Below are 25132 nucleotides of genomic sequence, written 5' to 3'. Positions count from 1 at the left end.
AAAAAGCTGACGATCACACAATATCATGTCAGTTTTCTTAACATATTTTTCTATTTTTAATAAGTATCACCATTACTAATCGAATTTTTAACAATGACATAATCAACACGTTTAAGGTCTGCTAGCTCACGACCACCAGAATAAGAAATTGATGATTGCAAATCTTCTTTTATTTCACGTATCGTGGTATCAATACTACCACGATAAGGTACTAACAATTTTTTACCCTCAACATGCTTGTATTCACCCTTTTGAAACTGTGAAGCAGAACCAAAGTACATCTTAAATTTGTCACCATTGATTTCGACAATATCACCAGGTGTTTCGTCATGGCCCGCAAATAATGAGCCAATCATGCACATTGTCGCACCAAACCGAATTGATTTAGCTATGTCACCATTATGACGAATACCACCATCAGTGATTATTGGCTTTTTTGCTGCCTTAGCACATAAGCGCAATGCCGCTAATTGCCAACCGCCAGTCCCAAATCCGGTTTTTAATTTCGTAATACAAGCCTTCCCAGGACCCACACCCACTTTAGTAGCATCGGCGCCGGCATTTTCAAGATCCCTAACAGCCTCGGCCGTTGCCAAGTTACCAGCGATAACAAAACTATCTGGTAAAGTTTTTTTAATGTACCTTACCATGTCGATAACTGGTACAGCATGCCCATGCGCAACGTCAACAGTGATAAATTCGGGCACTAGTCCTGCTGATTTAAGATCATCAATAAATTGATATTCTTCCGGCTTAATGCCCACAGAAATAGACGCAATCAGCTGCTCAGATTGCATACTTTTAACAAAATCTAATCGTTTACTTGGTTCAAAACGATGCATCACATAAAAGTAACCATTGGCCGCTAAATGTTTTGCTAACGGTTCATCAATAACCGTCTGCATGTTGGCTGCTACAACTGGTAACTTAAAGGTATATCGTCCCAATTTGACTGACGTATCCGCCTGGGAACGTGATTCAAGTATTCCCAAATTGGGGATTAGTTGAACGTCTTCATAATCAAAAACTGTATTAAAATCCATCATAGTCATCCTTTTCCTAAACTCCAATGACTATTATACAGACTTTTCAAGGGGAATCATGACTAATTTGTAAACAAAAGACGAAATTAAATTCAAAATATATATAATTGTTCGTTTTTATATTGTTATACAAAAAAAATCGCATCACTGCGATTAATTTTTAAAACGAGATTATGGATGAACAGGTACTTTGATATCACCAGCGACAATCTTCTTTTGTGCTGACTGAACTGCTGACCAAACACTGCTAGAAGCAGAATCCTTAGATAGACTGACACCTTTTTCTTTCAAGCCATATGTGATTGTTTTACCACCAGGGAATTTGTCATTTTTGGCCTTTGTCGCAACATCTTCAACCGCACTATCGACGCGCTTTACTGCTGATACCAAGGTGAAGTTAGATGACTTGCCATCTTTATCCTTGTAATTACCATCAGACTTTTGATCACGATCAACACCAATTACCCAAATTTTCTTATCGGAATCGGCACTTTCTTTTTGGTTTGCTGCCTTAGCTTCTGCAAAGACACCATTTCCAGCACCACCAGCTGCTTGGAAAATAACATCGGCACCATTGGCAGTCATTGATGCAGCAATTGTCTTGCCTTTGGCGGCATCCGTGAATGAATCAGTATACTGCGTTAATACTTTGATGTTAGTGTTCGTTGCCTTAACACCGGCTTTAAAACCGGCCTCAAAAGTGTCGACGACATCACCATGTATGCCACCCACAAAACCAACCGTGCCGCTCTTTGATTGCTTAGCTGCCGCAACACCAGCCAAGTATGATGATTGTTCTGTTTTAAATGTCAATGAAGCAACATTTTTCTTAGCAATCACTGTATCAATAATGGCAAAATTTGTCTTAGGGTTAGCTTTAGCAACGCTAGTTACAGCAGGTGCCGCCGCGAATCCAACACCATAAACTAACTTATAACCACCTTTAACGGCCGTTTGCAAATTAGTCTTTATTTCTGATGTATCTGTACTCTGAAAATAGTTGTACCCGCCTTTTCCTTGCTTCAGGCCATTGGCTTTTCCATAAGACTCCAACCCTTCCCATGCCGATTGGTTAAATGATCGATCATCTATGCCACCACCATCTGTTACCAAAGCCACAGCATAGCCAGAACTTTTCTTTGTTGATTGTTGTGTTGCCGCGTATATACCACCCGCAATAACGACGATTGCCGCCGCACCGATACCAATTTTTGCTGAACGTTGCATGTTTTTCTTCTCCCAAAAGTTAATATCTACATTATCCGACTTTAAGCAGATTTTTATGTTAAAATTTGGTTAAAAAGACAACTAATTGCCGAATATTGCAATTATCTTTCTAATATAGTTCGGATTTTAATTGATTTTCAAAAAAATAGTTCGGATTTTGGTATAATATCGCTATGACTTATTTCATCACGCACACAATTGAACCATGGATGCCACCAGGTGCTTTAAAAGCAAAATCAGATTATGCTCAAATTGCTCAGAAACAAGGTTGGACAATTTTACCTATTGCCCGCTACAATGATGTTCGTTTTGACAATGAAACGCGACAGAACCATATTAAAACTTGGCTTAACGCTGTCAAAGCAGATGATATTGTAATTCATCAATTCCCTAGCTATATGAGTTGCCATTTTGAGCAACAGTGGGTACAGGAGATTAATAACCGTTCCGCACACAGTATTGTTTTAATTCATGATATTGAACCACTTCGCCTGGTCAAAACCGATGCTTGGGAATTGTCTGTTTTAAAGCAGTACAATACTATTATTGTTCATTCAGAGGCCATGGCCAACACCCTTAGAGGTATGGGCGTCAACTCAAACTTCATTATTCAACCTTTATTTGATTATCTTGGGGAAGTCGACAACTTAGCTTCATATAGCCACCTCATTAACTTTGCTGGTACTTTTCAAAAGTCACCTTGGCTAAAAAATTACGACGGGCCACAAATCAACTTATTTGGCTCTGTTCCCAAAAAATGGCGTGATTTTGTTTTCCCTAATCAGGTTAGTTACCATGGTAATTTTGACCCTGATGATATTTTAAACCAACTTACCTCTGGATTTGGTTTGATATGGGATAATGATTTTGAAGACAAAACATATCAAAGCTACACTAAATACAACGCACCACACAAAGCGAGTCTTTATCTTAGAGCAGGATTACCTTTAATTGCTTGGCAAAAAAGTGTCCTTGCCAGTATTATCAAAAAGTATAACATCGGTTTGACCATCAACAGTCTCAATGAGCTCAATCATATCAGCGACATATCCCCCAATCAATATCAAACATGGCAAGCAAATATTCAACCCATAGCGTCGCAACTCGCTCAAGGTTCATTTACCCAAAAAACATTGATTACGATTCAAAATAAAAGCTTTAATCAAAAATTTGATTAAAGCTTTTATACTATCCAACAACAGCGTCGCTATCAGCTTGCTTTTCTTCATCCAAAAGCGCTTTATCAAACACTTTGAAGAACGGAATCCAAATTAATAGATCCAAGAGAATCAAAACGATTTGTAACACCGCACCAGAAATACTTGAGGTTGCCAAGAAACCAGAAATCACTGGTGGCATCGTCCAGGGTACAGGTGTACCTGTTGTACGTGCAACTAATCCTGATGACATCGCAAAATATGAAATCAAGACATTCATCACTGGCACAATCAGGAACGGTACGATTAAGTAAACATTCAAAACAACTGGCAAACCAAACATTGTCGGCTCGTTAATGTTAAAGATACCAGGCACTAATGTCAGTGGTCGCATTGCTTTATTTTGCTTTGATTTTGCAAAAATAGCGAGTGCAATCATCAAACCTAACGTCGCACCACCACCACCAATATAGACAAAATTATCCATAAATGGCTGTGTAATAACTTCTGGTAATGCTTTACCTGCTTTGGCTGCGTCAACGTTTTCTTGCATCAATTGCAAGAAGATAGGTGACATAATAGCACCAACTAAGTTACCACCGTGAATTCCAATGAACCAGAATAGCGACACAAGCACCGCTACCACAATTGCACCAATTAATGAACCACCGAACGCTTTTAGTGGATCACCCAAAATCATTTGTAAAATATTGTGAATAGATACCAAGCCAGTTGCTTGGAATAGCGCATAAAGCAAGGCCCAGAGCAAAATAATCACAAATCCATGAATTAATGCCGCAAATGAATGTCCAACGGCTGGTGGTACTGAATCAGGCATTTTGATGGTAATGTTATGATTTAAGAACCAAGCATAAATGGCTGCTGACACCAGTCCAATAATAATCGCTGCAAACATACCGTTAGCGTTTGTTGCTGAATATGCAATTCCTTGGTCGGCAATTGCGACTTTAGCACCCCACGCTTGGTTGCCGTTAGCACCATTTAAATATGGTGTCGAAACGAAATAACCACCAAGTGCTAAGACACCTGCTGAAATACCATCAGCCTTTGGTGATAGCAACTTGGCATAATTGGAAGCGATACCAACGACTGAAACGATACCGACTAAGTAAAACGTACCGTAAATGATTTTCACCAACCAATTTAAGACACCATTAGCAGTAATCCATGTCACCCACATATCATTAGGGGTTGGAAAATTACGAATAATCATCGCCAAAGATCCGACCAAAATCAGAGGAATCGCCAAGGCGATACCATCACGAATAGCATTCAGTGCCTTAATAGACGATAGTTTCGCGCCAATCGGCACCAAATTTTTCTGTAACCAATCTGTTATTCTCTGCATGAAAGTCTCCTCCACTTCATGTTGGATGCAATGAAAAAATATGTGAAGCGTCATTTTTTACTTCATGAGTGGCATCCATTTAAGTTGTGCTTCGTCTTTATCTTATCATGTAAACGCTTTCATTTCACGGTTTAAATCACTTTTGTGATGAAATTCTTTGAAAAAATAACTAGACCAAAAAGAGGATAAGCACCGTTCAATGTGGTGTTTATCCTCTTTTTGGTCTAGACCGATTTACATTTGTGAAGTCATTATTTTTGATACATTTGTCTGTACTTTGTTCAAATATTGAGCTTGATCAGCCTCAGACTGTTCATATTTATCATCATCGATTGTTTGATCGGCTACATTTAGTGAATCGCTCATCAACGCTGTTGCTTGAGCGTACAATTCATAATTCTTTGCTAATGACTTATGCACACCCAAAATACGAATTGGTGCTTGTGCAGCATTCAAACGTGCAGCATTCTCCTGATAACTCGTCACTGCGTCTTCAAACTCGGCTTTAATTTCAGCGAATTCTGCTGCAGGAATGTCAGTTACCTTGTTCTCTTGTTTTGCATCATCTAATTTAGTAAAAAATGGTGTCACGCGATCAGCTGTTTCCTGAGTTGCTGTTAAAACTTGTTGCAAAGTCTGCACATAAACTTGTGCTTGTTTGGGATTAAATTTTGCCAATGTCCTATTATCCTTTTTTGAAAATTGTTCGTTGAACCAATTTTACCAGTTCCACAATCACAATGATACTAATTCCCGCAACTAACACAATTGCCCATTGATAAGTATCCAAATGCGAGACATGGAACAATGGGTTCAAAGGCGGAATCACAACAACAGCTGCCATGACTACAAGTGATCCTAATAATGCCCAGTTGAACATCTTGTTTCTAAAGGCCTGTGGTCCAAACATAGAACCGTACACCGACTTAACGTTAATCGCGTTAAACATTTGCATCAATCCGAGTGTCATAAATGCCATAGTCAAAGCATCTTGGTGCGCCAAATGGCTCTCCGCATGAACGGGTGCTGCCAAAGCAAAACCATACACACTCAACACAATAACAGCTTGCAAAATACCTTGCCAAATAATAGCGGGACCAACGCCACCAGACAAGAAACTAGCACCACGACCACGAGGACTGCGTTTCATCACACCCTTTTCTGCTGGTTCAATACCTAAGGCAATCGCTGGCAAAGTATCGGTTACCAAGTTAATCCACAAAATCATAATTGGCGCTAAGATATTCCAACCCAAAAGTGTCATCACAAAGATTGAAATCACTTCCGCTAAGTTAGAAGCTAACAAGTACTGTAATGCTTTTTGAATATTAGCAAAGACCTTACGACCTTCCTCAACAGCATGCACAATCGTTGCAAAGTTATCATCAGCCAAAACCATGTCAGAAGCACCTTTAGAAACTTCTGTTCCAGTAATACCCATTGCAATACCGATATCAGCAGCTTTCAAAGCCGGCGCATCGTTAACACCATCCCCAGTCATCGCGACAACTTTGTCTTTTTTCTGCCAAGCATTGACGATTTTAACTTTGTGTTCTGGCGCAACGCGAGCATAGACATTATAGCGAGTGACATTTTCCGCAAATTCGGCTTCACTCATCGCGTCAATATCAGAACCAGAAATGACAGCAGTATCAATGTCTTTCTCATCCAAAATACCTAAACGAATCGCAATTGCAGCGGCTGTATCACGATGGTCACCCGTGATCATCATTGGTCGAATACCAGCAGCTTTTGCTTCGGCAACAGCCTGTGCAACTTCTGGTCTTTCTGGGTCAATCATGCCCACAAAACCAGTAAATACCAAATCATTTTCAACAACTTGTGTCGTCATCTCAGTAGGCATTTCATCAACTAATTTGTAAGCAAATCCTAACACACGCAACGCTTGCGTTGCCAGCTCAGAATTAATTCCCAGCAGTTTAGCACGAATATCATCGCTCAATGCAACGATTTGACCGGACATTTCAATCTGTGTAGCACGCTTTAATAGTTCATCGGGTGCACCCTTGACCGTAATAATATAACCATTGGGTGCCGGATGAACCGTTGACATCAACTTACGTTCTGAATCAAAGGGCAATTCTGCAACACGTGGCATCTCGTTAAATAACTTGTCAATATCACGATCATGCTTTTCATTGAAGGCAATTAATGCCGTTTCGGTTGGATCACCAACTAAACCATTTTCTGTTCGCTTTGTATCGTTGTTCAATGCCAAAATATCAGCTAATCTGGCATACGTATTAGTCAATTCTCCTGTGTTATCAGCGTCTGAAATTTCAGCATCAACCACGAGCTTTTCGACTGTCATTTTGTTCTGCGTTAACGTTCCTGTTTTATCAGAACCGATAATATCAGTTGAGCCTAATGTTTCAACGGCAGGCAACTTACGAACGAGAGCATGACGCGAGGCCATACGCGTGGTACCTAATGCTAATGTGATTGTCACAATCGCTGGCAAACCTTCTGGAATAGCTGCAACAGCCAGAGAGATGGAGGTCAACAGCATATCAATAATGGTCTCTCTACCACGCAACAAACCAACAACAAACGTTACCACAGCAATTCCTAAAATCAAATAAGTCAAAACTTGACCTAACTTGACCAAATTTGCCTGCAATGGTGTCTTGGTTTCATCGGCTGCCTCTAACATGCCGGCAATGTGCCCAATTTCCGTTTGCATTCCCGTACCTGTTACGACACCAACACCACGGCCATAAGTCACGTTAGTATTCATAAATCCAAGGTTGGTACGATCACCCAGCGGCAAATCACTGTCAACAAGTGTATCTGCAATTTTATCAACAGGTACTGACTCACCAGTCAGTGAGGCCTCTTCAATTTGAAGAGAAGCTGATTCAATTAAACGTAAATCAGCTGGCACAATGTCTCCAGCCTCCAGACGGACAACATCACCCACAACCAAATCCGTTGATTTCACAGACATTTCCTTGCCATCACGAATGACGTTTGCATTAGGGGTAGACATTTCTTTCAACGCATTGATGGCATCTTCGGCCTTGGCTTCTTGGAAAACACCAAAAACAGCGTTGATAATGACAATGGCCAAAATGAAGATGGCGTCAACCAGTTCACCTGTAAACGCCGCCACGATTGCAGCAGCTAACAAGATAGCAATCATCAAATCCTTAAACTGGTTGATGAATTTCTGAACTAAACTAGTTGATTTTGCTTCGTTCAACTGGTTAGGACCATTTTTTTCAAAGCGCTCCTTTGCCTCTTGACCTGTCAAACCGATTTTTGCATCAGTTTTTAATGCTACCAAAACATCCGTACTGTCTTGGTTATATAACGGCTTATCTGCCATCGAAATTCTCCTTATACGCTTGAGGTTAAGCTAAGACTAACAAAATGAAAAGACCCATGCAAACGCAAATAAACGTTTACATGAGTCTCACTGTTTAATGCTGAACCGGCGCATAGCGCGATATAAAACATTGCTGTTTTGCTTTGACGATTCAGCCACGAACATTTCGTCAGTTACTCCCTCAGAAATTAACTTATACATATAGTATAACAAATTTTTTTGAAAAATGTTGTTTAATTTATGACCACTCGATGTTAAAAAGCACCACCGCCGCCGCCACCAGCGCCACCGGATGACCCGCCAGAAAAGCTGCCACCGCCACCACTCACATTACTACTTGATTGGAAAGCACCATCTTGATTGATACTAGTGACAAAACCATCACTCCAGTCGCTACCATACAAATAATATGGCACAAACAACAATGTATTATCAGTATTCCAATCCATGTCTTTAGCCCAAATTTTCATTTGATTAGCGACATTCTTGGCTTCCCCAAAGATGACTGCATAAGCTAAAATTTTATCCCACAATTGGACGTCTAGCACCTGCTTGTCTTGTAAGTGTGCAATATCATGTAACATTTTTTTAAATCCTTGCCACTGCCATTGTTCCTGCATACCGTCTGGTACAGTGAAGAAAATCGTTTTTTGAGTAGCTGTCAATAATAACGTTACAAGCGCTACGACGCTCTCAATCACGATAATGGCCCAGATACTCGACACTTGTGTTTGATCAGCAATAATTCCTAACACAACTGCTGAAATCACTGATAATACAATTAAGCCACCCAACGCCATTGTTTTGGCATCAGTCGCTTTTTGCGTAGCAATTTTGTCAACAATGCGTGTCTGTTGCTCTGCTTTGGCTAATGCTTGCTTGAAAGCGCCAATTCGTTTTCTAATACTTTTTGAAACTGGTGATTGTTTCTTTTTAAAATCGCCATGACGGACTAAATCACGATTTTTGCCAAAAATCATTCTCACAAAAGATAATTCAAATGGTTGCAAGCCATTTTCATCAGTCACTTGATAGGTAATCTCATCTGGTCGCTTCATGCCTTGATAAGTCATTGTTATTTTATGACGGGCCACTAAATCAAGCAACGTTGCCACGACAATTTTGGCGTCATCGGACTTTTCTGCTAATCGCTCAGCAATTAATGCCGGTCCAAGATCGTTTGGTAAATCAAAAATATGGACTGGTTCACCAGTAGTACCGCTTTTTTGTTTTGCCAAATTCTGTTGATAACGCACTTTTTTGTTTTGCAAAAATACGATAAACAGTACGATCACAAACAGAATTGGTGAAACCAAGAAAGCAATAATCATCATCCAAAAAACAAATCGGTTATGTTTAACCACGATCGCTGCTTCTTGCTGGTTAATCCGTTTCGCACGTTTGCCAGAGCGACGTAATTGATTAAGCGGTGTCTGATCGCTGTCAAAATACATGTGAATTTCTAATGATTCATCTGCCGAAACAGTATCACTCATCGCAATCACTTCACCTTGTGCTTTATCTAGCTTAACATCTCCTTTTGCCCGACTATGCACCCAAGCTTTTAGTTGTTTAGGTGATTTTTTAGGCAATTTAATAACCAACTTTGCCTTGTCTAAATCAACATCCCAGTCAGAAATTGGTCGCCAATTAATCTCAGCGACATCGTCCCAATTTGTGACCAGCCCTTTTAAAACATACTGATAAGTGACAACTAACTTATCATTCTCTCGAACTGGATAATACACTTTTTCTTTAACTGCGTTTGACGTTTTTGTTTCAACGTAACCGGTTTGCGCCGCACCTTGTCTTGGTTGAATGACTGTCGGAGCTTGGCCATTCACCGCAACTTTGATTGATTTTAAGCCACCCCACGTCAGTGCTGACGCTTTTTTACCTGCTGCCAAACCCTCTCGCATAACCACGCCATGCATATCATCATCAAACGAATAGCTCACCTGCTTAGTCACATTAGCGTCACCATTAGGCTGAATTGCAACTGTTTGCTGCCAATTAGTTATCTCATAGTCATCATCCGCTGAAACCTGTTGTATGCCAAACATAGCAAACAACAAAGTCAGTATTAAAAATCGCCACTTCATCTCATTCTCCCCTAATTCTTTGTTCCCATTATATCAAAAAAGGCATTCACCATTAGGAGAATTAGATAATTAAAGGTTTTATTGCCTAAAATAATGTCAAAGTGCTAAAGTGGAAAGATACGCAACGATTATTTAGGGAGACAATAATGCTTACAACACAACACCCCATTCACGAACGATTGCCGATTGGCTTACTACTAGCGATGAATTCTGGATTTGTTGACGCTTACACATTTCAATATCATGAGTCACGTTTTGCTAGTCTACAAACAGGTAACCTCATTCAGGCTGGATTCAATTTAGCCCATGGACGCTTTGGCGCCAGCATGATTTTTATTTGGCCAATTCTTTTTTTCACTATTGGTGCCGCTTGCAATACAATTCTGAAAAAGCGATGGCCTGAAGGACGTTTGTCCCTTCAACAGCACAGTATTTTACTTGAATTTATTGGTATTACGGCCATCGTTGCCATGCACCAGTACTTGAGCAGTACATTTTTCATTGCTTTTTTGTCTTTCTTTCTAGCCATTCAACTTGATTCCTTTCCTAAATTGCAAGGTCTTCCGTTCACAAGCGTCATGTCAACAGGCAATTTACGCAGTATCGGCACTAACGTTACCAACTTTTTCTACACTGGGGACAAACAATTTTTGAGCAATACTTTTCATTTTCTTTGGCTCGTTCTAGCGTTTCTATTTGGCGCTTTCATTTCAGGGCTATTGGCTCAGGCACTAGGCACTTACGCCCTATTTGGTGCCAGCTTAATTGTGTTAATCGTCTTTGGTTTACTATTCAAAAAATAAAAAGTGTTGACATTAGAATGAATGGGATGTAGTATTATCTATAACGATTTTTAGAATGAAACGAATTGAACAGGAAAGTAACAGTTTATCAAAGCCAAGAAAGCTAACGGGAGATGTGAGTTAGCGTGCGTGCGATTGTGAAAATGACCTGTGATTGGTGCAGACGAGTCGGTTTACCGTTTAGTTTGCAACGATTTGGCCCCCGTTAACGGGCACACCATTCGGCTAGGATCATTTCCCGATGCCCGATGGTTAGTGAGCAACTATTTGGTAACAAATAGTCCAAACTCAGAATGGTATCGCGCTTATGGTAAGCCGCTTCTGTATCTATAAAGTACAGAAGCGGCTTTTTTGATTGAAAAAATAGCTTGTTCATCGCCATTCTAAAAATCAGGAATTATCAATTAGAGAAAACAGGGAGAAATACGTATCATGAGTAAAACAACTAAATGGCTTGTTGGTGGTGTGGCTGTCGTCGCTATCGCCGGCATTGCCTATGCCAGCTTTGGTCCACAGACCAAAAGTAAAGATCAAGAGACACTGACAGTTGGTATCATGGCAGGCGATAAACGCACAGACAAGCAATGGAAAATTATAAAAAATAATGCCAAAAAAGAAGGATTGACCTTAAAAATAAAAACGTTCACGGATTATACACAACCTAACGCGGCGTTAACATCCGGCGATATTGACGCAAATGCTTTTCAGCATTACATCTTTTTGAATGATTGGAACAAGAGCCATAAGTCTAATATTGTACCTGTGGGGGAAACAATTTTAGTGGCTGGTCGCTTATATTCCGACAAGCACAAATCAATTAAAGATATTCCAGAAAATGGAACGGTTGGTATTTCTAATAGTAAGGTCACTCAAGGCAGATCTTTGTTGGTATTGCAATCTGCAGGATTGATTAAAATAGCCAGTAATGTAAAAGATCCAACGGTAAAAGATATCGTTGAGAATAAGAAGAATCTGAAATTTAAAGAATTAGCAACTGATCAATTGGTTAGAACTTTACCGGAAGTAGATGTTGCCTCAATTGATCCTAGCTTTATCGTCGGATCTGGTCGATCGATCAAGTCAGCGATATATGTACAGCCAGTTAATAAGAGTACACATGGCGGCATTAATATTATTGCAACAACAAAAAGCAAGAAAAATAGTGTTGCAATCAAAAAATTTGTTAAAGCGTATCAATCCGATAATGTGGCGGACTATATTGATAACAAAAGTGGCACCGGAGAAATTGCTGTTTGGAAGGGCGCACCAAAGGTACAATAACTGATTTTTCATTGCTATGCATATGCAAGCGATTTATCATAAAAAATGGCTTGATAAGTCGTTATAAATGAACCATCCAAACATTGCACGAGTTTATGTTGAGTAAAACAATAGCCACAACACTGATATTAGTGTTATGGCTATTGTATGTTGATAAGATATGGCAATTAATTTTGATGAATGAATTGGACACTCGCAGTAGGTACTGTTCTGGTGCTATAAAGACCGCGGCCAGCGTTTCCTTCAGAAATTAAGATTGTGCCATCTGAATTAACTTTTTCCACGACAGCAACGTGCCCATAGGTTGCATCTGCACCGTGGAGTCCAGGTGAAAATACAGCAACACTACCCGGCTTGGCTTCTCCGTTAACTTGATACCCCGCTGTTTTTGCTGACTTGGCCCAGTCCTGTGCGTTACCCCAATAATTACCAACCCAGCCTAAACTCGCTTTGACATACCAAGTGCATTGCCCAAATGGATAGCTATTTTTTGCGTTATTAATATTTTCGTTACGCTTATCAATAGCTACGAATGCAGCGTCGTGATTGTTTTCTTTGTCCGATGTATTGGTTTCTGATTGTTCATTAACTTTCAATTCGTTTCCAACATATATCCAATGCCCATTTGAGGGGAGACCATTAATTCGGACAATTTCTGAAACTGAGGTATTATTGGCTAGCGCAATATCATAAACGGTTTCACCTTTAACGACACGATGAGTATCTGCACTGACCTCCGTGTTTGACATGGCAAATGCTGCGCTCATAGTTGCGGCAACTAAGAAAATAGTTTTTACAAGTGATGAATTCATACAATGCTCCTTCGTAGTTAATAATCAAAATATATTCTATAATCATGATATAACCTAGATATTGTGAGATTGTGGTTGAATTGTGATTTGTTTGTGATTTTTCTATGTTTAGAAAAAATGGCATTTTTAAAACACACTTAAAATCAACTGCACATTCAAAATAGTCAAAACACTCGCAATCAAATAACCCAGTACAGTCACCCACTTCTGGTTAACAAATCTTGTCGTCATGTAGCGTGTTTTGCTGGTGAAATACACGAGTGGAAACATCGAAAATGGCAACGCTATACTGAGAAAAATTTGTGAGTAAACAATCAGTTGGTCGAGCACACCTTCTTTTGCGCCAAATAAGATCACCAGTAAAATAACAGGGATAATTGCCAAGAGACGCGTGATAACACGTCTTAACCAGAGTGGTAGTTTCAAGTTTGTGAAACCTTCCATGACAATTTGCCCACTCAATGTACCAGTGATGGTGGCGTTTTGACCTGAGGCGAGTAAGGCGATAGCAAACAAAGTGCTCAAAAATGGTGACGCAATTTTACCCGCTAAATGGGGATTTTGCAACGCATGGTACAAGTCGCTGAAAGCAGACAGATTGGCTTGCGTACCATAGAACAGGGCAGCGCCAAGAATCAGTAACAAAGAGTTGATAATCAAAGCAACGAGTAAATGAACGTTGGAGTCCCATTTAGAAAATCTCACAGCTTCAGCAACTTGCGCCGAATCGTCGTGGTCAAAACGACGGGTTTGCGACAAAGAGGAATGTAAAAATAAATTATGAGGCATAATTGTGGCACCGATAATACCAAGTGATAGGATTAATTGCGAATGGTGGATTAAGCTAATTTGTGGGCAATAGCCACGTAATAAATCACCTAGTTGCGGTTGTGATAATGCAACTTCGTAAGCAAATACTAAACCAACAGCAAAAATTAAAATAAACACAATGGCTTCAACGCGTTGAATACCAAATCGTAGCAAAGCGAGTAGCAATAAAACGTCCAAACTAGTAATTAAAATGCCGATAAATAATGGTATTTTAAACAGTAACGTTAATGCAATCGCAGAACCGACTACCGAGGTGATATCGGTTGCCATCATGGCGAGTTCAGATAATAACCACAATAAGATTGCAACGGGACGATTAACATGCTGACGAATAATTTGTGCCAAATCAAGTTGTGTCACAACACCAAGTTTGGCGGCTAAATATTGCATTAGCATCGCCACTAAAATTGACATCAAAATGACTGACAATAGTAAATAACGATAATGAATACCACCCATTATCGACGTGAGCCAATTGCCCGGATCCATATAACCCACAGCAATTAGAGCGCCGGGGCCACTATAAGCTAAGAATTTTCGCCAAAATGCACTTTCATAAACGCTTGGCACGGTAACAGAATTGTTAATTTCAGAGAGACTTTTCTCAGTCATGAGCCACCTCGTCAGTGGCTAACTGTGCTAAAAAGCTAGAAAAGTCAGGGGAATCGTTAAAAGGTGGCACGACATCATACAATTCGCCGCCCGTACTACCAAAAGTTTGATAGCCTTGGACATTAATTTCTTCAAGGGTTTCGAGACAATCAGCGACAAATGATGGTGTTACAATCAAGATACGTCGTTTACCGAGTACAGGTAATTGTTGCAAGGTTGGCCGTAGATAAGGTTTTAACCAGGGCATGGGACCAAACTTTGACTGGAATACTTGGGTGACATTGTCGCGGTTGAGTGACGGCACCGATGACATCAAATTTGCGGTTGTGTCCGTACATTGTTGTAAGTATGGATCGCCTTTGCGGACATACGAGCTGGGAATGCCGTGGTAACTGACCAGCAACTGATCGTATTTATCAGGATCCCACTGACTAGCCACCGTCTTAGCGAGAAGTTGTTGATAATGTTCGTGTTGGTAAAAGTCAGTAATGATTTGTGTGGGAATTCCTGTTGCTTCGACTTGTTCAACAATGGATTTTGTGGTTGTAGTACTGTATTGTGGAAAAAGTGGGAGGACAACGATGTTGTCAACACCGGCGTTTTGTAATTTGTGTAGTTCACCAGCAATACTTGGTTGACCGTAAGTCATGGCATAGCTAACCTGCCAGTCAGGCAAAAGCGCTTGAATTTGTTGTGCTTGCAATTTTGTATATTGCATCAAAGGTGAACCCAATGGTTGCCAAACATGTTGATAAAACGTCGCTGAACGCCATGAACGAGTTGGCAAAATAATGTGATTGAGAATTGGTTGCCATAACCATTTTGGCATTTGAATGACATTATGGTCGGACAAGAAGGCTTTGAGATACTGTTTGACTGCTTGTGTGGTAGGCTCGGCTGGCGTGCCAAGATTAACAATTAATAGACTATTTTTCATAATTTTCCCTCACTAACTAGTATAAATTGAAGCAAGTCCTTATCGTTTGATAAAAATGGTACAAGAAATGGGATAATCTCTCAGTTTGTTACAGTGACTATTGGTGGATGTGATACAATAATAATGCTATTAAAGCAAATCACCGCATTGATTTGCTTCTTTTTTTACAATGAAAAGGACACTACTACAACAGCATGATTGTACTATTTAATAAACCTTATAATGTATTGACAAAATTCACAGATGATCAAGGGAGACCCACTTTAGCTGACTATATTGACATTCCGCGCGTTTATGCGGCAGGGCGTTTAGACATGGATAGTGAAGGGCTGTTGTTGCTAACCGACAATGGCAAGTTGAACCATGAACTAACTGACCCCGAGAATAAAGCCTACAAAATTTATGTCGTTCAAGTAGACGGTATTCCAACAAAAGCCCAACTGCGTGAATTAGCGCAAGGTGTCATGCTCAAAGATGGCATGACCTTACCGGCCAAAGTGAAACGAATTCCTTATCCAAAATGGCTATGGGAGCGTGAAAAGCCGATCCGCGTCCGGCAAAATCAACCGACGAGTTTTATTCAACTCAAAATCAAAGAGGGGCGCAATCGTCAAGTGCGTCGTATGACAGCAGCTGTGGGAATTCCGACGTTACGGTTGATTCGCACGCATATTGGGGAATATCACATTGCTGATTTGAAGCCGGGCCAGTATCGTGTGGTGAAATAGGCGACGAACCGGTATAATATTAAAAGATATAAATTAAAAGAGGTGACCTCATGGGACGTAAATGGGAAAACATTAAAATGAAAAAGGCGCAGACTGATGGTGCTGCCGCCAAAGTTAACAGTAAATATGGGATTGAAATTTATGCTGCTGCCAAGCAAGGTGGTAGTCCTGATCCAGAAGCTAACTCAACTTTGAAGTTTGTTATCGAACGTGCCAAGCAGGCACAGGTGCCAAAGCACGTTATCGAACGTGCTTTGGAAAAAGCCAAGGGTTCGGGCGATGAGACTTTCATTGAAGGACGCTATGAGGGATTTGGTCCCAATGGGTCATTAATTATTGTGGATACCTTAACTTCTAACGTCAACCGTACAGCAACCAACGTTCGCACGGCCTTTAACAAAAATGGTGGCACTTATGGCGCTTCAGGTTCAGTTAGCTATCTTTTTGATGAGACTGGTGTGATTGTCTTTGAAGGGGATGATGCTGATGGTGCCTTAGAGACATTATTAGACGCCGAAGTAGACGTTCGTGATGCGGAACAACAAGATGATCAAGTCGTTGTTTATACAGAGCCAACTGCATTGCATCAAGCAATTGCGGCATTGCGCGACAGTGGTGTATCTGAATTTTCAACCACTGAAATTACGATGTTGCCACAATCAGAAATGACACTTGAAGGTGACGATTTAGAAGCATTCGAAAAATTAGTTGACGCCTTAGAGTCAGATGAAGACGTGCAACAAGTTCACCACAACGTGACCTTATAATAAATATCTTTCACTAAGCCAATAACATGTTATTGGCTTTTTTTTTTGCAAATATGTGCTAAAAATAATAAAATTATCATTTTCAAAATGTGGTTGATAATGGACGTGGAATAGGTTAATTAAACCCCTGAAAGTTGCTGTAAAGGCTTTAAAATAGCTTTTATGAGGAATTGTGTTCAAAAAAAGAAGTTTGTAAATAAACTGTGAAAAAATGGTTTATGGGGTAAATTTTATACTATAATGGTGCAATGTTCATGAACAAAAAATTTGAAGATGAGAGAAGAATATGAGAAAACGACAAGCTTATCTAATGTTCTCGGGCTTTGCCTTGATGGCTATTGCTGGTACAACGGTTGGTGTCAACACCTATCAGCAGCATCGCCTAGCGCCCTACAAGACCGCAAAACAGCAAAAGGTGCAGACGGTCGTCCAGAACTTCCCGACAGCGGTTGTCAAAACTAAAGCACAAAAAGCTGATGATTTGAAAACAAAAGGGATTGAGACGCCTTATGACACGCAACTCACTGCGCAAGGCAAAAAGCCTAAGGAAATGACGTTAGCAGAAAAGTCTAATACTTATGTCAAAATGACTTTGAGTTTGTCAGATGAGGCAGCAGCGCAAAAATCAAGCACCCCAAACCCTGACGGTACGTCAGCAACGCTAAATCGTATCAATCAAGCCGAGCAAAACGTAATTGACCAGCAAACGCCAATCAAAAATCGTGCCGAGCAAATCACCGGTAAAAAAGTTCTAAAACAAAGTGGGTATTTGGTCAATACTTTGTCGATTATGGCTAAGCCAACACAAGTGAAGCAATTGTCAGCGATTGCTGGCGTGAAAGAAGTCCACATTCAAAGTGTTTATCAGCCGGCAAACTCTAATGATAATGATCTTGCCCAAGTGACTGACGACTGGCGTTCAGCGCATGGCGGCGACGGCAGTGGCATGTTGATTGCTGACATTGATTCGGGCATCGATTACACACACCCTGATTTGAAATTAACCACCATAGGTAGTAAACAGGCTAAGTTAAGCAAAGATAGTTCAAAACTGTTCCAAAAATTCAGTTCGTATGGTGTTTACCAGTCCAACAAAGTGCCATTTGCCCACAATTATGCGGATAACATTGATTCTCAAGATGAGTTAAAAGACAGCGGTATTACTCACGAACACGGACAGCACGTGGCTGGTATCTTGGCGGCTAACGGTAAAGTCAAAGGGGTGGCACCTGAAGAGCAATTGCTGGATATGAAAGTGTTCAGTAATCATCACAATGGGGCGTCAACCGACTCGATTGTGGACGCCATTGAAGACTCAGTGAAGCTTGGCGCTGACGTGTTGAACTTGTCACTGGGATCATCATTGACTAACTATTCTAGTCTGATGCCAGAAACGGCTGCTTTAAATCGAGCGGCAAAGTTGGGTGTTGTCCCGGTTGTGGCAGCGTCAAATGATGGTCGAGCATCAGCTGAACAATCTGATTTACATACTGTTGCCCATAATCCTGAAGAAGATATTTCAATTAGTTCCATGTCACTTGCTGACGGGGCTATATCAGTAGCATCAATGGAAGGTACGCAAACACATGCGTTGACGACAAACTTCTCAGATAGCACAGGCAAGACATTTAGTGATAAAGTGCCGGTGCGTGTGTCACCAGGGATTCCAGATAACTTTTGGACGAAGGAACATACGATTAAGGATAATGATGTGCCATGGGTTGATGGCGAGAGAAACTTTGACGAGACAAAAAAAGCCGATTGGTTTTCAAAAGGTTTCGATCGTTCTTCGGACGCTCATAAAATCAAAATCATTCAATACAATCCGGATCCTAATGCCGGTACGACAGTTAAAGATATGCAGAAGGCTGCAAAAAATAACAATGTCGACATGGTGATTTTAATTGATTATAAAGATCGACCATTACCTGGCTGCGATTCTGCACCGGTAGATGATGAAAATGCACCTGCAATGTTGATATCCTATCAAAGTGGGAAACAATTGCTTGCTAAGGTAAGAGAATTAGCGCCTGATTATTATGAAAAAGAGGTACTACCAGAAGATGCAACAAATGAAGACGCTAATAAAAGAAAAGAAGTAGCAAACGCGTCGCTAAGTGCACCAACGACGACAACTTCAGATAATCAAAACACAGGCAAGATGAGTACGTTCACATCTTGGGGATGTACGCCAGACTTGAACTTGAAGCCTGATGTTACCGGTGTTGGCGGTAATATTTGGTCATTGTCTAATAAAGATTATGCACAAATGAGTGGCACAAGTATGGCATCACCATTTGTTGCTGGAACAGTGGCATTGTTGAAGCAACAAGCTAAAAAACAACATATCAATCTTGGTCAAGGTAGCAACAAGTTCATCAAGAATATGAAGACATTGCTACAAAATACAGCACAACCAGTATACAGTAAAGATGGTCAAGCTTATTATTCACCACGTCAACAAGGTGCTGGTTTAGTTCAAGTTGACAATGCTATTAAATCACGCACAGTTGTTACTGATGCCAAAGATCAAGATGGTGCAGTTGATTTGAAGAGCTTTAGTGGACAGACGAAGACATTTAGCTTGAATATCAAAAACGTCGGTAATAAAGCAGCTACCTATTCGATTAAAGGACTTGGTGGTGTGGCAACTGAAATTCGTACCACTGATTCCAAGTCACCAAACGAAGTGGGTATTCGAACAACCTATAACTCCGACGGTATAGCATTAGATACAACCAGTTTGAATGGTGTTGGGACTTACTATTATCGTGATGAACAACCCTATCTCGATTTAGTGAGTGAGCATAACATTGCTAACGCTAAATTGACAACCAGTAAAAATCAAGTTTCTGTGCCAGCTGGTCAGACAAAGACGGTTGCCGTGACAGTCACTGTGCCAAAAACTCAAACTAAGCAGAGCTGGGTAGAAGGCTATGTTCAAGTTAAATCTACCAAAGACAGCGAACCTGCAGCCAATATTCCTTACTTTGGCTACTATGGTGATTGGGACGCAGGACAAGTCATTGATAAGCCAGCACAAGAAAAAGGATCAATTAAAGGCTGGGGTTATTTAGGTGATTCTCATTATTTGCGACCATTAGTCACAGGAAATACGGGTATTGCTTCTAATGAATACGTTACACAATATACAAGTGATAATGATCACGCGGCTATCTCATTTCAAAAGAGTAGTGCGCATCAGTCAGCAGTTGATTTAGAATACATGTTACGTTGGACGAAACAAATTGATGTTGACGTGTTGGGAGCGGATAAAAAGACCGTCCTGACGCATTTAGCAACTTATCAGCAGTCTAAGCCGGGACTAATTAGTACAGAATGGAATGGCACTGTACCAAATACTAAAACAGGTAAATCTGAAAAGGTAGCTGATGGGGTCTATTACATCCGCACCAAAGCCAAAATGTTAGATGGTGCTAAAACTGAGACGGTATTCCGTAAGTTAACCGTCGATAATATCATGCCGAAAGTTAAAAATGCACATTTGAAGTATAAAAAAGACGGGTTTCATTTAACTGCCGACATTGATGAAAAAGGTTCTGGTTTGTTTGACCTTTCTAATGATTACGTGGGTGGCAGAGTTGATTTACGTTTGAATTCGATCCTAAGTTCTAATCAGTTTGACACACCTGAGAAGGAGAAAGCTTCTGGCTGGTTACACAATTATTTTGATATTCTTTTGAACAAAGACCAGGTTGAAAACTTGAAAAAGCAAGATAACAAGGTTGAAATTACTTTGCGTGACCGTGCTGGAAATGGCGATTGGTATGAAAGTCAATTTAAGCTACCCGTTGAGGGTACCAAAGAAACTAATACTCAAGTAGATCAATTGGCAAGCAAATTTACTGTTGATTATCAAAATATGATTAAAATAACTAAAGTTGATGGTGAGAATAGTAACTTGTCAATGGATGCAAATCGTGTTCATGTTGAAACTGGAGAACACGTTGATCCCAATAGTGCGCCAAGTGAGCATAAAAGTATCAACGCCTTTGATTTAAAAGCAGTAGATTCAAAGTATTGGTCAATGCAAATTAATGGTTCTTGGAATCAAAATAAACAATTTAATGTCACGTCATTTGATAGTCAAGACAAACAAATTGACCATGTTGCCGTGACGGCTAAAAAGGGTAACTGGTCAACAAGAATTAAAGTGGGTAAACTTGGATATCTTAAGTTTACTGACGAATCTGGTAAAGAGTTGACTAAGCCTGTGGTACCAGAGATTCCTGTTGGCGAGGGAATTGATACTGAAATAGATCAAACAGCTTTAGCAAACGAATCTCATGGTAAATGGATTAAGCGAGGAAATCATGAAATTCTTGTCGTGCCGTATAGTACAAGTAGCCTAAATATCAAAGGTGCTTTCACTGGTGCTCATATGCCAGATAAGGTGTTGATTTATAATAATCAAGTGATTGATAAGGAATCTGGCACGATTTGTGTTGCACACCCAACTTGGACTGATAATCACTTAAATATGCAAGTCTATACTGGACAGCATGGTCTAGAAAAGAATGTTGAGGCCACTAAATTACCTGCTGATGGGGCCTATAGTGGTCAGATCGGCCTTTGGGACGCACAAACATTAGCTAACTTACAAAATAACAGTCTTAATCTATTAAAAAAAGCTAGCAACTATGAAGGTGGAGGATCAAAGGATTGTGCTAGTAACGGTCTTCAGAGTGTTCAGTTTACTGGTTATGAAGCCGAGTATAGTGATATATTGCCGCGTATTGTAACACCAGCAGGTGGTGAAAACTGGTTTTTCAATGATGCTTGTTTACAAAAAGATGTTTCGCCCAACGATCCTTTGTATCACTATCGTTGGCAATTGTCTGATTTTAGTAAGACATTTAGCATGCCGGTCTATCGTTTACCAGAAGGCGAAAGCTTATCATCTGTTAAAGACAATGGCGAGGAAAATGACGCAATTCTACCATTAAAACCAGAACACAATGCTGAGTCTTTGGGGCTTAATGATAAATGGCCAATTATGATGATTGGTTCTGATATCGCAGTTACACCAAGCAACTTGCTTGATGAAAATGGTGCTCTAACGTGCTATAATCCATTCACACAAGATTATACAATCACGGGTTATGCAATTCCTTCTATCAAAAATCTGCGTTTTGTCTTGAATAGTGCTAACCCAGACGACAAATCAAATCAAGTCACCATTAACCCAGATGGTAGCTTTAAGTTTGTAGCGCATCACGTTGGACCTGTTGTTGAAAAAGCGTTTGTCGTGAAATATGATCAAACAGTTCAAGGTGAAACAACTGCCAAGACACAAAAACATGTGTTGAAAACTAACCTGAGTCAACCAGCAATTCATCTTGACACTGACACGAATTGGGTGCAACGACCTAATAGCCACCATTTTGATGTCTACACGACAAACACTAGCTTTACGTTGAGCGGGCAGGTATCTGCCTATAACACAGGTGTTGCTGTGAATGTCAACGGTGAAAATGTCTTTGTTGGTCAAACTAACTGGGATGGTGCTAGCAAGTACGGCACGCCATATCTTGGCTTTTCCCCAGAGAAGTTCAGTAAGACTTACAAGTTAAATAAGCACGAGACTGCAACATACAACATTATGCCATATCAGTTATCGGATACTGGTAATGTGGGTGATACGTATGAAGTTGTGGTTCATCAAGTTGGTAAGTAAATTAACTTGAGGCATAAATTTATTGCAGTAAACCGGTTGAATTCTAACAATATTCAACCGGTTTTTGTGTGATAACGCTTACAATTGATCAAAATTCCAACTTCACATTTTGTTTACAAAAACACCACAATTGTCCTGAAATCATGAAAATTTGTATACTGTACAAGTGTTTTTCACCAAATTATGACCATTTGGTCGAAATTCAATTCATAATTCGTTCATGGGGTAGACATATTTGGCGTATAAACTATATAAATGTTCAAAGAGTTCATGAGATGAACAAAAATGTGATTAGGGAGAAACAAACATGTCCAAACTTAAATCAGCGCTATTAATCAGCGTTGCTCTAAGCCCAATTTTTGTCAGTGCCACGCGTGGCATTGAAGTTGTGCACGCTGAGGTGGTTCAAAAGGCGGTGGCACAACAAGTTAAGAAAGCGGCAGAAGCTAAGCCGGCGCAAAAAACGGACGAGAAAAAGTCTGCCGACAAAAAGACTAATACCGTTACAGCGACAAAACAAGATGATTCAGGTACTACTGACTCGAATAAAGCAGATAGTGACGTAAAGAAATCGGATATCATCGCTTTTGATGATAAGAATTTCCAACAAAAATTCAAGAAGACAAACTATTATCAACAACAAAAAGCGATGTATGGTGAAAACAAGCCTACCTCTGATGCGACCTTAGCAGCTCAATCGGCCAGTTATATCGCTACAATTATTGGTGAAAAGTTCATTGAAGCAGTCAACAAGCCAACTATTATGAAAGCACTTGGTTTTGCTGGACCGCTTGGTGCATTACTGGGTTGTTTGATTGACTGGATTACACCAGCTGCAAGAAATAAAACAGACGAAAAACTCAATGAGATAAGTAAGAAGCTTGACGATCTTGGTATACACCTAGACAACCTTGGCAGTGCCTTATCAGATAAGATTAATCAAGCCTCAATTGAAAATAGAATCGAATCTTTTAAGGACAAGCTTAAAGATACGAGAACACCATTTGGCACCGTTGCTGGGAAAATTTCTCAATATCAATCAGGTCATCACATTAACCTTGCCAGTAAGGACAAAGATGATGTGCAAAAGTATGTGAATGAATACGCTGCGCTCTACCATACCTCTGATTGGGGCTTCGATGATAAGAAACAACAAGCTGTAGAAGTACCAAAATCAGAGAATCTACAAGTTTTCAACGACTTTTGTAAGTTCGGAGCTGCTATAGTTAGCGCTAATTTTAAAGAAGAAAATATTTTCCGAGTAATGAGTAATTATGAATCGTTAAGAGAATTGTTTAATACGCAAACGTTCGCAACGCGTGAAGCATTTGCTGAATATGTCATGAGTCACTATACTGTATGGGCGAGTGATATGATGACAGCCATATTCTTTGATTACTTCCGTGTCAAAGGCCAACTTGATCAAATTACGGCAAGTGCTGAATATAAGGAAAGTGTGACGGCGGCAAAAACCAATGACACAACAATTGATGATGAATTTAAGAAAAGATGTCCGGTATCATATACGTTGTTTAATGGGTTGAGGTCAAATGCCCGAGATGATCTAATGCGCTTAGGATATGATGTCGGCTCAGATAATGGTCATAATAATGCGTATGATTTAGACGAATATGACAAGAATCATTGGGTTTATAAATATAACAACAGTAGTGTGTTCGTCGGTTCGCAAGAAACTAATATACTGGGTGCTAATGTGAATGCTGTGGACTATGCTTATGCAACAGAGATTGAAAATGAGCCGGTTTATGGGTGGTCAAGTGAGTTGTCAGGTGAGGATCAAAATAAGTTAGCTGCGGCGGAGAAAGCAGTGGCGGATGCAAAATGATCGTATACTGAAAATCCGGACTGCTTTATTTCTAGGGCATAATCCGAGATAATCAAGTATAGGAGTTTTTTTATATTATGAAAGCTAAGCGATACTCAACAGAATTTAAGTCATCAATTGTCGCCTTGTATAACGAGGGACGTTCTGCTAATTCTCTAGCCAATGAATACCATTTGGCTGTACAAACCGTCACGGGTTGGGTGAAGAAAGCCCAAATCATTGGGACGGACGTTACTGGTAAGCCAGTGACTCGTGCCCAATTTAACGCAATGCAGAAAGAAGTCGCAAGACTTAAAGAAGAAAACGAAATTTTAAAAATTGCGGCCGTTTTGCTGGGCGAACATCGCAAGTAACACGTAAGACCCATTTTCCTATTGTCCAATCATTGCTAAAACAGCATTTTAAACTCATGATGGTGCTTCGCCTACTCAAAATACCCAAAAGCACCTACTTTGATTGGGTTCACTATACTGAGAGCCAACGACAACGAGAAGACACGATTTTAAAAGCTTTGTTGCGTGAAATTTGGCAAAATAACTATAAAGCTTATGGCGCGCCACGTCTGCGATT

General features: G+C 40.2%; 17 protein-coding genes. 8 read left to right on the top strand and 9 right to left on the bottom strand.

Features of this window, described 5'->3' with window-relative positions; genetic code table 11:
* Positions 1-56: 56 nt before the first annotated feature.
* Together BMG01_RS04645 and BMG01_RS04640 are read right to left on the bottom strand one after the other, a co-directional pair.
* Positions 57-1043, bottom strand: coding sequence for a GMP reductase (locus tag BMG01_RS04645; RefSeq protein ID WP_036067247.1), 987 nt, complete (start codon positions 1041-1043; stop codon positions 57-59).
* 171 nt (positions 1044-1214) lie between these two features.
* Positions 1215-2270, bottom strand: a complete 1056-nt coding sequence (locus tag BMG01_RS04640; RefSeq protein ID WP_036067577.1) for a BMP family protein — start codon at positions 2268-2270, stop codon at positions 1215-1217.
* A gap of 173 nt (positions 2271-2443) precedes the next feature.
* Between BMG01_RS04640 and BMG01_RS04635 the strand changes: the two genes are divergently transcribed.
* Entirely contained in the window at positions 2444-3448 is a 1005-nt protein-coding gene (locus BMG01_RS04635) for a sugar transferase (RefSeq protein WP_004915786.1), read from the top strand.
* Between the two features lie 10 nt (positions 3449-3458).
* Here the strand turns inward: BMG01_RS04635 and BMG01_RS04630 are convergent, their stop codons facing one another.
* The 4 genes from BMG01_RS04630 to BMG01_RS04615 form a co-directional block, all read right to left on the bottom strand.
* Positions 3459-4796: a PTS sugar transporter subunit IIC gene (locus BMG01_RS04630; protein ID WP_004915784.1), complete on the bottom strand. Its 1338-nt coding sequence runs from the start codon at positions 4794-4796 to the stop codon at positions 3459-3461.
* 234 nt (positions 4797-5030) lie between these two features.
* On the bottom strand, positions 5031-5474 hold the full coding sequence (locus BMG01_RS04625) for a hypothetical protein (protein ID WP_004915782.1): 444 nt from the start codon (positions 5472-5474) through the stop codon (positions 5031-5033).
* 7 nt (positions 5475-5481) lie between these two features.
* Positions 5482-8145 carry a cation-translocating P-type ATPase gene (locus tag BMG01_RS04620; protein ID WP_004915781.1) on the bottom strand — a complete coding sequence of 888 codons (2664 nt, stop codon included), beginning with the start codon at positions 8143-8145 and terminating at the stop codon, positions 5482-5484.
* Positions 8146-8399: 254 nt separating this feature from the next.
* Positions 8400-10247, bottom strand: coding sequence for a DUF2207 domain-containing protein (locus tag BMG01_RS04615; RefSeq protein WP_004915780.1), 1848 nt, complete (start codon positions 10245-10247; stop codon positions 8400-8402).
* Positions 10248-10393: 146 nt separating this feature from the next.
* On the opposite strand from BMG01_RS04615, the gene BMG01_RS04610 reads away from it, so the two are divergent.
* Both BMG01_RS04610 and BMG01_RS04605 read left to right on the top strand, forming a co-directional pair.
* Entirely contained in the window at positions 10394-11050 is a 657-nt protein-coding gene (locus BMG01_RS04610) for a YoaK family protein (RefSeq protein ID WP_004915779.1), read from the top strand.
* 432 nt (positions 11051-11482) lie between these two features.
* Entirely contained in the window at positions 11483-12331 is an 849-nt protein-coding gene (locus BMG01_RS04605) for a MetQ/NlpA family ABC transporter substrate-binding protein (RefSeq protein ID WP_004915711.1), read from the top strand.
* Positions 12332-12498: 167 nt separating this feature from the next.
* Here the strand turns inward: BMG01_RS04605 and BMG01_RS04600 are convergent, their stop codons facing one another.
* The 3 genes from BMG01_RS04600 to hemH all read right to left on the bottom strand — a co-directional run bounded on the left by BMG01_RS04600 (position 12499) and on the right by hemH (position 15523).
* Entirely contained in the window at positions 12499-13143 is a 645-nt protein-coding gene (locus BMG01_RS04600) for a CHAP domain-containing protein (protein ID WP_004915714.1), read from the bottom strand.
* Between the two features lie 126 nt (positions 13144-13269).
* Positions 13270-14586, bottom strand: coding sequence for an Nramp family divalent metal transporter (locus BMG01_RS04595; RefSeq protein WP_004915717.1), 1317 nt, complete (start codon positions 14584-14586; stop codon positions 13270-13272).
* A complete protein-coding gene (gene hemH, locus BMG01_RS04590) occupies positions 14579-15523 on the bottom strand; it encodes a ferrochelatase (RefSeq protein ID WP_004915720.1) in 945 nt (314 codons plus the stop codon). The genes BMG01_RS04595 and hemH overlap by 8 nt, the downstream gene beginning before the upstream one ends.
* A 194-nt stretch (positions 15524-15717) precedes the next feature.
* Between hemH and BMG01_RS04585 the strand changes: the two genes are divergently transcribed.
* The 5 genes from BMG01_RS04585 (at position 15718) to BMG01_RS04565 (ending at position 24915) form a co-directional block, all read left to right on the top strand.
* Positions 15718-16251, top strand: coding sequence for an rRNA large subunit pseudouridine synthase E (locus BMG01_RS04585; protein ID WP_004915722.1), 534 nt, complete (start codon positions 15718-15720; stop codon positions 16249-16251).
* Between the two features lie 50 nt (positions 16252-16301).
* Positions 16302-17018: a YebC/PmpR family DNA-binding transcriptional regulator gene (locus BMG01_RS04580; RefSeq protein WP_004915723.1), complete on the top strand. Its 717-nt coding sequence runs from the start codon at positions 16302-16304 to the stop codon at positions 17016-17018.
* A gap of 286 nt (positions 17019-17304) precedes the next feature.
* Positions 17305-22716, top strand: coding sequence for a S8 family serine peptidase (locus BMG01_RS04575; RefSeq protein ID WP_004915726.1), 5412 nt, complete (start codon positions 17305-17307; stop codon positions 22714-22716).
* A gap of 307 nt (positions 22717-23023) precedes the next feature.
* A complete protein-coding gene (locus BMG01_RS04570; RefSeq protein ID WP_036068549.1) occupies positions 23024-24562 on the top strand; it encodes a hypothetical protein in 1539 nt (512 codons plus the stop codon).
* Between the two features lie 77 nt (positions 24563-24639).
* On the top strand, positions 24640-24915 hold the full coding sequence (locus BMG01_RS04565; RefSeq protein ID WP_004910748.1) for a transposase: 276 nt from the start codon (positions 24640-24642) through the stop codon (positions 24913-24915).
* The last annotated feature ends 217 nt before the right edge of the window (positions 24916-25132 follow it).

This window comes from Leuconostoc sp. BM2 (assembly GCF_002095565.1).
GTDB lineage: Bacteria > Bacillota > Bacilli > Lactobacillales > Lactobacillaceae > Leuconostoc > Leuconostoc falkenbergense.
Note: the sequence above shows the minus strand (reverse complement) of the source record. Positions and strands in the feature narration are given on the sequence as shown.

Coding starts and splice junctions, on each gene's coding strand:
- BMG01_RS04615 (WP_004915780.1), bottom strand. CDS start 10,247: ATGAAGTGGCGATTTTTAATACTGACTTTGTTGTTTGCTATGTTTGGC.
- BMG01_RS04610 (WP_004915779.1), top strand. CDS start 10,394: ATGCTTACAACACAACACCCCATTCACGAACGATTGCCGATTGGCTTA.
- hemH (WP_004915720.1), bottom strand. CDS start 15,523: ATGAAAAATAGTCTATTAATTGTTAATCTTGGCACGCCAGCCGAGCCT.
- BMG01_RS04595 (WP_004915717.1), bottom strand. CDS start 14,586: ATGACTGAGAAAAGTCTCTCTGAAATTAACAATTCTGTTACCGTGCCA.
- BMG01_RS04580 (WP_004915723.1), top strand. CDS start 16,302: ATGGGACGTAAATGGGAAAACATTAAAATGAAAAAGGCGCAGACTGAT.
- BMG01_RS04570 (WP_036068549.1), top strand. CDS start 23,024: ATGTCCAAACTTAAATCAGCGCTATTAATCAGCGTTGCTCTAAGCCCA.
- BMG01_RS04605 (WP_004915711.1), top strand. CDS start 11,483: ATGAGTAAAACAACTAAATGGCTTGTTGGTGGTGTGGCTGTCGTCGCT.
- BMG01_RS04635 (WP_004915786.1), top strand. CDS start 2,444: ATGACTTATTTCATCACGCACACAATTGAACCATGGATGCCACCAGGT.
- BMG01_RS04620 (WP_004915781.1), bottom strand. CDS start 8,145: ATGGCAGATAAGCCGTTATATAACCAAGACAGTACGGATGTTTTGGTA.
- BMG01_RS04575 (WP_004915726.1), top strand. CDS start 17,305: ATGAGAAAACGACAAGCTTATCTAATGTTCTCGGGCTTTGCCTTGATG.
- BMG01_RS04630 (WP_004915784.1), bottom strand. CDS start 4,796: ATGCAGAGAATAACAGATTGGTTACAGAAAAATTTGGTGCCGATTGGC.
- BMG01_RS04600 (WP_004915714.1), bottom strand. CDS start 13,143: ATGAATTCATCACTTGTAAAAACTATTTTCTTAGTTGCCGCAACTATG.
- BMG01_RS04640 (WP_036067577.1), bottom strand. CDS start 2,270: ATGCAACGTTCAGCAAAAATTGGTATCGGTGCGGCGGCAATCGTCGTT.
- BMG01_RS04565 (WP_004910748.1), top strand. CDS start 24,640: ATGAAAGCTAAGCGATACTCAACAGAATTTAAGTCATCAATTGTCGCC.
- BMG01_RS04645 (WP_036067247.1), bottom strand. CDS start 1,043: ATGGATTTTAATACAGTTTTTGATTATGAAGACGTTCAACTAATCCCC.
- BMG01_RS04585 (WP_004915722.1), top strand. CDS start 15,718: ATGATTGTACTATTTAATAAACCTTATAATGTATTGACAAAATTCACA.